Here is a 7,553-nt window from a genome sequence, read left to right as displayed (position 1 = left end):
TTGGAGCTTTCAAGCTCCTCTTTTTTAACCTTATCGCCCTTTTTATAATCTTTTTTATTTAGGCTTTGATCGCTTTGTAAAGCGCTTTTAGAAAGTAGCGCCACTACCTTTAGCATCTCCTCGCGATCAAGCATCAAAAGTCTGTCGTGATGCTCCCTTTCGAGCTCGGTTTTTTCATCCTCGTAGGCTTTGTTCGTGCGCGGATCCTTCTCATAGCCTTTTTTGGTAAAAATTTTAACATCGATTACCACGCCCTCCATCGAAGCGGTAGCGTAGAGCGATTTATTTACCACATGCCCTGCCTTCTCGCCGAAGATCGCGCGTAAAAGCCTCTCTTCAGGCGTCGGCTTGACCTCGCCCTTCGGAGTTACCTTGCCTACTAGGATCATGCCCGGTTTGACGTGAGTGCCGATCTTTACGATACCGCTATCATCGAGGTGGGTAAGCTCCTCCTCTTTGATATTAGGGATGTCGCGCGTGATCTCCTCCACGCCGTCTTTAAGCTCTCTAGCCTCGATCTCCTTTTCATAAACATGCACGCTGGTGTATTCGTCGGCACGAATCATCTTTTCGCTCATGACGACGGCATCCTCGTAATTGTAACCGTGCCACGGCATAAAGGCTATGAGGGCGTTTTTGCCAATCGCAAGCTCGCCGCCGTCCATGCTAGGACCGTCAGCTATGATTTGACCCACCTTTATCACGTCCCCTTTACGCACGATCGGGCGCTGTGAAAAGGTAGTGTTTTGGTTGGTGCGTAAATTTTTCTCCATCGCGTAGTGATCAATAAACGGCCCCTTCTCGTCTTCGCCCAAAATGAATATGTTTTTATTATCGACCTTTTCTACGACGCCGTCGCGATTAGCCTTGATCGCTTCCCACGAATCGCGTGCGATGATCGCCTCCATGCCCGTTCCAACGATAGGAGCGGTAGAGTGTAGAAGCGGCACGGCTTGGCGCTGCATGTTCGAGCCCATCAAGGCGCGGTTAGCATCGTCGTGTTCCAAAAACGGAATCAGCGACGCCGCTACGCCCGCGACCATACCGGAGCAAAGGTCTATCAGCGAAATATCCTCGCGTTTAGCCATAATATTTTCACCGTCTTTTCTGACCTCTAAAAGCTCTTCTACAATATTGCCCTCTTCGTCCAATTTAGCGGACGCAGGAGCGATTACGAGCCCCTCTTCTTGCGTAGCGGTAAGATATACGATCTCGTCGGTGACCTTGCCGTTTACGACTCTTTTATACGGAGCCTCGACGAAGCCTAGATCATTTACCTTCGCATAGGTCGCTAGGGTATTGATCAGACCGATGTTTTGACCCTCCGGCGTCTCGATAGGGCAAATTCTACCGTAGTGCGTAGGATGGACATCGCGCACCTCAAAGCCTGCGCGCTCTTTAACTAAACCGCCCTCGCCCAGCGCAGATAGACGGCGCTTATGCGTGACCTCGCTAAGCGGATTGGTCTGATCCATAAACTGGCTTAGCTGGCCGCCAGTGAAAAATTCCATAAGCGTAGTGGTGATGATTTTAGGATTTACGAAATCATACGGCATAAGTTCGTCTAAATTTCCGCTGATGCCGGTAAATTTATCCTTGATCGCCTTTTGAACTTTGATAAAGCCAAGATGCATCTCGTTTGCCAAAAGCTCGCCGATCGAGCGGATGCGGCGATTGCCGAGATTATCGCGATCGTCGATGAAGCCGTCGCCGTTTTTAACCCTGATTAGATATTTCGCCGTCTTGATAATATCCTCGCTGGTTAGTACGGTTACGTACTCCGGCGCCTCGATACCCAGCTTGTGATTCATCTTCATACGACCGACTTTGGTCAGATCGTAGCGCTCAGGGTTGAAAAACAGATCGTTTACGAAGCTCTTTGCCGCCTCCTTTACCACCGGCTCGCCGGGGCGCATTACTTTGTAAATTCTAATCGCAGCCAGATCGTTCTCATCGTCTATGCCCTCGCTTTGCTGTAAGAGTTTAAGCGCGTCGGCATCTTGGATGAAGGAATTTATGATCGAAGTATCCACGCCGCTAGCTAGGTCGTTGGCGATCGTAAATTTTTTCTCGGTGTTGGCGATCTTGGCTAGCTTGCCCTCATCAAGCGCGGTTAGTGAATCAAAAAGCACTTCGCCGCTGTTTTTATCGACGATGGCGCCCGCTAGGTAGCGCTCGGCTAAAATTTCAGCCGGATACTCGATGAGCTTTAGTCCGTCCTCAGCTAGCTTCTCCGCTTTTTTGGATGTTAGGCGCTTGCTTGCTTGATGAAGCACCTCGCCCTTTTCGTTTATAATGTCGTAATCGAGCCTGCCCGTATATTCTTTAGGATCGAAATCGGTCAGGAATTTTCCTTTTTTAATATAGATTGTCTTAATAGGATAAAATAATTTTATGATGTCTTGCTTTTTGTAACCGAGTGCGCGAAATAGGATCGTTATCGGAACCTTGCGCCTTTTATTTATGCGCACGTATAGTACATCTTTTACGTCGTATTCGAAGTATAGCCAGCTGCCGCGATCAGGTATTATTTGAGCGGTGTAGATAAGTTTATTTAGAACCGTAGGGCTCTCTTCCTCTTTGAAGATTACGCCTGGGCTTCTGTGCAGCTGATTTACGACGACGCGCTCTACGCCGTTAATGATAAATGAAATTCTATCGGTCATTAAAGGAATGTCGCGGATAAATATATCTTGCTCTTTGATCTCTTTTACGCCGATTTTTTTGCCCGTCTTTTCATCGCGCTCATGCACGAGCAAGCGGAGCTTCATCTTTAAATTTACCGAATAAGTAAGCCCTCTTTCCATGCATTCTCTAATCGAATACTTTGGCTTTGAAATTTCGCTGCTTACGTATTCAATACTTAGTCTATTCTGTACGTCGTGGATAGGAAAAATGGCTTTGAAAACCTTCTCTATGCCGCTTTCTCCACCCGAGTTATCAAGATTTAAAAAATGATCAAAACTTTTCTTTTGTAGTTGTAATAAATTCGGAATTTCGATGTCTTTGGGAACCTTTGAAAAATCCACTCTAAGACGATTTCCTGAATATAGGCTGTTTAACATTCCACTACCTCGTAGTTGTATTTTAAAGAAAGAAGTGCCGCTGCGACGCACCGGCACACATTTGTATGCGAAATTTTAAAATTCCGCGATTTATTTGAGTTCGACTTTAGCGCCTGCTTCTTCAAGCTCTTTTTTAGCCTTCTCGGCGTCTTCTTTGTTAAGTCCCTCTTTAAGAACGGACGGAGTAGCCTCGGTAGCGTCTTTGGCTTCTTTTAGACCAAGGCCCGTTAAGGCGCGAACAACCTTAATTACGTTGATTTTCTTATCGCCCGCATCAAGCAATACGACGTCGAATTCCGTTTTCTCTTCAGCCGCTGCCGCACCTGCGCCGCCAGCACCTGCGCCGCCTGCTACCATAACTGGAGCTGCGCTTACGCCGAATTTTTCTTCGAATTCTTTAACTAACTCGCTAAGCTCTAGCACCGAAAGATTAGAGATATACTCTAAAACATCTTCTTTTGAAATTGCCATTTTATTCTCCTAAATTTTAATTAAGCGCTAGCTTCTTTTTTCTGCTTAAGCGCATTGAGGCCGATCGTAAAATTTTGAATCGGCGCATTCCATACTTGAAGTAACATCGCGATAAGCTCGTCTCTCGAAGGCATCTTCGAAAGCGCTCTAATCTTATCTACGCCGGCTACTTCCCCATCGATATGAGCGGTCTTAAGCTTAAAAATTTCATTTTTCTCTTCAAATTTAGCCGCTACTTTACATACAGAAAGCTGCTCGCCCCATAAGAAGATATTGGTATCTTTAAAGCTAAGTCCGTTTTTTTCGGCATTTTTTAATGCGATATTAGCTAGGGTGTTTTTAATAACCCGAACCTTTACGCCCGCTTCGCGCGCGCTATTTCTAAGATCTTCAAGCTGCTTAACGCTAAGGCCTTTAAAATCGGAAATTACTATAGCTTCGCTAGCCTTAAAAGCCTCGCCAAGCTCCGCTACTATCTTTGATTTTTCGTCTCTCGTCATTAGGTCTCCTTTCCGATCGGTGATTTCAAGCCAAGCGATCGAAATTTTAAAATTTCGATCAATTAAGTTAAAAACCTTGAGCTATCTCCAATCTAAGATAAAAATTTAAAATTTTATTTTAAATCGATTATTTCTTGATTATCCAGCGTAACCGCAGGACTCATAGTAAGTGAAAGCGATGCATGAGTTACGTATCTACCCTTCGCAGTCGCTGGCTTATGCTTATTTATGGTTTTGATAAACGTCGTAAGATTGTCTAAAAGCTGCTCTTTGCTAAAGCTCGCCTTGCCAAGGCCTGCGTGGATATTTCCCTGCTTATCGACGCGGAAATTTACCTGTCCACCCTTAGCATTTTTAACGGCCTGAGCGACATCCATAGTAACGGTACCGGTTTTAGGGTTCGGCATAACGCCTTTTGGACCGAGAATACGACCTACCTTACCGACTAGTCCCATTAAATTTGGAGTAGCGATAAGAACATCGAAATTTATATTTCCTTTTTGAATCTCTTCAATCAGATCATCGGCACCCACGATATCGGCACCCGCTTCGCTAGCCTCGCTAGCCTTTGCGTCCTTTGCGATCACGGCTACGCGAACGCTCTTGCCAGTACCGGCAGGTAAAACGACCGAGCCGCGCACCATCTGATCGGCATGTCTTGGATCTACGTTTAGTTTAAGAGCGATCTCCACCGTCTCATCAAATTTAGCAGAAGCTAGAGTTTTTACCGTGCTTACCGCTTCGTCTACACTATAAATTTTATTTACGTCAACTTTTTTTAAAAGTTCGTTGAATCTTTTTGAATTTTTTGGCATATATTTCTCCGCAATTAAAGTGCTACCGCTTTTTTAAACCTTAGCGGTCAAAAGGTCTAGTCGGTGACCGTAATACCCATAGAACGAGCCGAACCCGCTATAATCCTAGCCGCCTGCTCTCTATCTTTAGTATTCAGATCGGCGATCTTTTTCTCGACGATCTCTAAAACCTGAGCCTTAGTTAAGGATGCTACCTTCTTTTTAAGAGGGTTGTCCGAACCCTTATCTATCTTCGCCGCTTTTTTGATCAAATCCGTCGCAGGCGGTTGTTTAGTGATGAAAGTAAAGCTTTTATCGGCATAAACCGTGATGATAACAGGAATATTGAAGCCTGCCATATCTTTGGTTCGCTCGTTAAACGCTTTGCAAAATTCCATAATATTAACGCCCTTTTGACCTAGCGCAGGACCTACCGGCGGGCTTGGATTTGCTTTTGCGGCCGCTATTTGCAGCTTGATTTCGCCAACAACTTTCTTAGCCATAAATTTACTCCTTATAAAATTTAAATAATCTTTTCAACTTGCGAGTATGAAATTTCAATCGGCGTGCTTCGTCCGAAGATCGAAACATTAAGGCGAAGCTTGCCGTGGATCATATCATACTCTTCTACGATGCCGTTGAAATTAGCAAAAGGTCCGTCGACGATCCTAACCGTCTCTCCGTCTTCAAAATTTATCTTCGGCTTAGGAGCCTCGCGATTATTGATCTTTTCTAGAATTATTTCGATATCTTTTTCCGGTAGCGGAGAGGGTTTTTTCGCCTCGCCGATAAAGCGACTGACCTTAGGCAGCATCTGAATTCTATGCCATAAAGTGGTATCCAAATCTAAATTTGCAAAACAATACCCTGGATATAAGCTACGCTCTTTAATGGTTTGCTTTGTATTTTTGACCTCTATAACATCTTCGGTAGGCACTAGCACTTCGCCGATCTTAGTCTCAAGCGCTTCGTCCTCTTTTAGCGCTTCTATTGCGCGCTTTACCGCCATCTCGCTGCCGGCGTAAGTTTGTATCGCATACCATTTATTTGCCATATTGCGATCCTTACTTAAGCAGTTATCAAAGCGGACATAATAAGATCCACTAGCGCTAAGAACAGTGCGATAACTACGACTACGACTACTACAGAGATATATGCTGTTTTAGTCTGATCTTTAGTCGGGAAAATTACCTTATCTAACTCTATCTTTGCTTGTTTATAATACTCTTTTACTTTTTCCATACCCAATCCTCGTGGCAGGGCAAGAGGGATTCGAACCCCCAACCATCGGATTTGGAATCCGGCGCTCTACCGTTGGAGCTATTGCCCTATAACAATTAGCCTTTTAACTTGACTTCTTTATGAAGCGTGTGCTTTTTTAATCTGGGGCAATATTTTTTAAGTTCTAGTTTTTCGGTCGTAGTTTTGCTATTTTTATAAGTAGTATAGTTAATATCGCCACTTTCGGAGCATTTTAATCCGACCTTTACTCTACTTGAATTCTTTGCCATTTGGTTTCCTTGAATAAAAAAGCAAGCGGAATTTTAAAATTCCGCTTGCAAAAAATTAAGCGATGATTTTCGAAACGACGCCTGAACCTACGGTATGACCGCCTTCGCGAATCGCGAAGCGAGTACCTTGCTCAAGAGCAATCGGAGCGATTAGCTCAACGGTAATCTTAACATTATCACCAGGCATTACCATCTCGGTTCCCTCAGGAAGAGTAATCGAACCGGTAACATCTGTCGTACGAACGTAAAACTGCGGTCTATAATTATTAAAGAATGGAGTATGGCGTCCGCCCTCTTCTTTAGTTAGGATATAAACCTCGCCCTCAAATTTAGTATGAGGAGTGATCGATTTTGGTTTGCATAGAACCATACCGCGCTCTACTTCCTCTTTCTTAGTACCGCGCAATAAAACACCTACGTTATCGCCGGCTTCACCTTGATCCATCTCTTTTCTAAACATCTCAACGCCAGTGACGGTAGTAGTCTGAGTAGGTTTAATACCTACGATCTCGATAGTATCGCCAACTTTAACGATACCTTTTTCGATTCTACCGGTTACAACGGTACCGCGACCGGAAATCGAAAAAATATCTTCGATCGGAAGAAGGAAATCTTTGTCGGTATCGCGAACAGGGGTTGGAATATAGCTATCAACCGCATCCATAAGCTCCATAATCTTTGCAGACCATTCGCCGTCTTGTCCGGCTTTCGCTTCCTCAAGAGCCTTAAGAGCAGAGCCCTTAATGATTGGGGTCTCGTCGCCAGGGAATTTATACTCTTTTAAAAGATCTCTAACTTCCTCTTCAACTAGCTCTAAAAGATCCGGATCATCGACCATATCGGTTTTGTTTAGGAAAACTACGATATAAGGAACGCCTACCTGGCGAGAAAGCAAGATGTGCTCGCGAGTTTGAGGCATAGGGCCATCCGCAGCAGAAACAACTAAAATAGCGCCGTCCATCTGAGCCGCACCGGTAATCATATTTTTTACGTAGTCGGCGTGGCCAGGGCAGTCAACGTGAGCATAGTGACGCTTCTCAGTCTCATATTCGATGTGAGACGTAGCGATAGTAATACCGCGCTCTTTTTCCTCTGGAGCGTTATCGATATTGTCGTAGTCTTTTAGCTCGGCTAGACCCTTCCTGGAAAGAACAGCAGAAATAGCAGCTGTCAAAGTAGTCTTACCATGGTCAACGTGACCGATGGTACCAA

The 7,553-nt window shown here is 44.7% G+C and carries 9 protein-coding genes and 1 tRNA gene; all 10 read right to left on the bottom strand.

Going from position 1 to position 7,553, the window contains the following annotated elements:
* On the bottom strand, positions 1–3,065 hold a 3,065-nt coding region (gene rpoB / locus Q0369_RS01870), incomplete at its 3' end, for a DNA-directed RNA polymerase subunit beta (RefSeq protein WP_298095206.1).
* A gap of 90 nt (positions 3,066–3,155) precedes the next feature.
* Positions 3,156–3,536, bottom strand: a complete 381-nt coding sequence (gene rplL / locus Q0369_RS01865) for a 50S ribosomal protein L7/L12 (protein WP_177386842.1) — start codon at positions 3,534–3,536, stop codon at positions 3,156–3,158.
* Between the two features lie 20 nt (positions 3,537–3,556).
* Positions 3,557–4,036: a 50S ribosomal protein L10 gene (gene rplJ, locus Q0369_RS01860; protein ID WP_298095203.1), complete on the bottom strand. Its 480-nt coding sequence runs from the start codon at positions 4,034–4,036 to the stop codon at positions 3,557–3,559.
* A 113-nt stretch (positions 4,037–4,149) separates the two neighbouring features.
* Positions 4,150–4,851: a 50S ribosomal protein L1 gene (rplA, locus tag Q0369_RS01855; protein WP_291939398.1), complete on the bottom strand. Its 702-nt coding sequence runs from the start codon at positions 4,849–4,851 to the stop codon at positions 4,150–4,152.
* 56 nt (positions 4,852–4,907) lie between these two features.
* The gene (rplK, locus tag Q0369_RS01850) at positions 4,908–5,333 is read right to left on the bottom strand and encodes a 50S ribosomal protein L11 (protein WP_005872629.1); all 426 of its coding nucleotides are present in this window, start codon (positions 5,331–5,333) and stop codon (positions 4,908–4,910) included.
* A 20-nt stretch (positions 5,334–5,353) separates the two neighbouring features.
* Complete coding sequence (gene nusG, locus Q0369_RS01845; RefSeq protein WP_298095200.1) at positions 5,354–5,884, bottom strand: transcription termination/antitermination protein NusG; 531 nt, start codon at positions 5,882–5,884, stop codon at positions 5,354–5,356.
* A 14-nt stretch (positions 5,885–5,898) separates the two neighbouring features.
* Positions 5,899–6,072, bottom strand: coding sequence for a preprotein translocase subunit SecE (gene secE, locus Q0369_RS01840; RefSeq protein ID WP_297997693.1), 174 nt, complete (start codon positions 6,070–6,072; stop codon positions 5,899–5,901).
* 12 nt (positions 6,073–6,084) lie between these two features.
* Positions 6,085–6,160, bottom strand: a tRNA-Trp gene (locus tag Q0369_RS01835).
* A 7-nt stretch (positions 6,161–6,167) separates the two neighbouring features.
* Positions 6,168–6,341: a 50S ribosomal protein L33 gene (gene rpmG, locus Q0369_RS01830; RefSeq protein WP_005872634.1), complete on the bottom strand. Its 174-nt coding sequence runs from the start codon at positions 6,339–6,341 to the stop codon at positions 6,168–6,170.
* 55 nt (positions 6,342–6,396) lie between these two features.
* Positions 6,397–7,553 (bottom strand): elongation factor Tu (gene tuf, locus Q0369_RS01825; protein WP_298095195.1); only part of this gene is annotated, 1,157 nt, incomplete at its 5' end.

This window comes from uncultured Campylobacter sp., assembly GCF_938030685.1.
Classification (GTDB): domain Bacteria; phylum Campylobacterota; class Campylobacteria; order Campylobacterales; family Campylobacteraceae; genus Campylobacter_B.
Note: the sequence above shows the minus strand (reverse complement) of the source record. Positions and strands in the feature narration are given on the sequence as shown.

Coding starts and splice junctions, on each gene's coding strand:
- rplJ (WP_298095203.1), bottom strand. CDS start 4,036: ATGACGAGAGACGAAAAATCAAAGATAGTAGCGGAGCTTGGCGAGGCT.
- secE (WP_297997693.1), bottom strand. CDS start 6,072: ATGGAAAAAGTAAAAGAGTATTATAAACAAGCAAAGATAGAGTTAGAT.
- rplL (WP_177386842.1), bottom strand. CDS start 3,536: ATGGCAATTTCAAAAGAAGATGTTTTAGAGTATATCTCTAATCTTTCG.
- rplK (WP_005872629.1), bottom strand. CDS start 5,333: ATGGCTAAGAAAGTTGTTGGCGAAATCAAGCTGCAAATAGCGGCCGCA.
- rpmG (WP_005872634.1), bottom strand. CDS start 6,341: ATGGCAAAGAATTCAAGTAGAGTAAAGGTCGGATTAAAATGCTCCGAA.
- rplA (WP_291939398.1), bottom strand. CDS start 4,851: ATGCCAAAAAATTCAAAAAGATTCAACGAACTTTTAAAAAAAGTTGAC.
- nusG (WP_298095200.1), bottom strand. CDS start 5,884: ATGGCAAATAAATGGTATGCGATACAAACTTACGCCGGCAGCGAGATG.